Origin of the sequence: Pseudomonas alliivorans (assembly GCF_017826695.1) — a bacterium.
Classification (GTDB): Bacteria; Pseudomonadota; Gammaproteobacteria; order Pseudomonadales; family Pseudomonadaceae; genus Aquipseudomonas; species Aquipseudomonas alliivorans.
Genome location: NZ_JAFFZW010000027.1, coordinates 1 through 977 on the forward strand (window position 1 = coordinate 1; position 977 = coordinate 977).

Annotated in this window: 2 tRNA genes and 2 rRNA genes; all 4 read right to left on the minus strand. The window is 50.6% G+C overall.

The features are described 5' to 3' along the window. Positions 1-173, minus strand: a 23S ribosomal RNA gene (locus JTJ32_RS26260); the annotation flags it as partial. Between the two features lie 229 nt (positions 174-402). After that, positions 403-478: transfer RNA gene (locus JTJ32_RS26265), tRNA-Ala, on the minus strand. A 44-nt stretch (positions 479-522) separates the two neighbouring features. Beyond that, positions 523-599, minus strand: a tRNA-Ile gene (locus JTJ32_RS26270). 96 nt (positions 600-695) lie between these two features. Beyond that, positions 696-977, minus strand: a 16S ribosomal RNA gene (locus JTJ32_RS26275); the annotation flags it as partial.

Sequence of the window (977 nt, forward strand, 5' to 3'; positions counted from 1 at the left end):
TACACCTATGTATTCAGTGTAAGGTAACTGTCTTATGACAGTTGGGTTCCCCCATTCAGACATCTCCGGATCACAGTCTGTTTGCCGACTCCCCGAAGCTTTTCGCAGGCTACCACGTCTTTCATCGCCTCTGACTGCCAAGGCATCCACCGTATGCGCTTCTTCACTTGACCATATAACCCCAAGCAATCTGGTTATACTGTGAAGACGACATTCGCCGAAAGTTTGTTCTCACAAACTTTACCTTAGCCTGTTCACCACCAGTGAAAGTGGTCAACAGTCTATTTCTTTCTATCACATACCCAAATTTTTAAAGAACGATCTAATCAAAGACTAGAAATCAACATTCACCATCCAGTGGATGGAATGCTCATTTCTAAGCTTTCAAGCAGAAGCAGTAAATGGTGGAGCCAAGCGGGATCGAACCGCTGACCTCCTGCGTGCAAGGCAGGCGCTCTCCCAGCTGAGCTATGGCCCCGTAACCGGGTGTCGTACGCGCTCTGACCAATTTCACCAGGTAACTGGTGGGTCTGGGCAGATTCGAACTGCCGACCTCACCCTTATCAGGGGTGCGCTCTAACCAACTGAGCTACAGACCCAATATAGGGTGTGCAAAGCAAAAGCTGCTTCTAATCGTCTTCTTCAATGAATCAAGCAATTCGTGTGGGTGCTTATGGCGCAGCTGAGTCGTCGATTAAGGAGGTGATCCAGCCGCAGGTTCCCCTACGGCTACCTTGTTACGACTTCACCCCAGTCATGAATCACACCGTGGTAACCGTCCTCCCGAAGGTTAGACTAGCTACTTCTGGTGCAACCCACTCCCATGGTGTGACGGGCGGTGTGTACAAGGCCCGGGAACGTATTCACCGCGACATTCTGATTCGCGATTACTAGCGATTCCGACTTCACGCAGTCGAGTTGCAGACTGCGATCCGGACTACGATCGGTTTTGTGAGATTAGCTCCACCTCGCGGCTT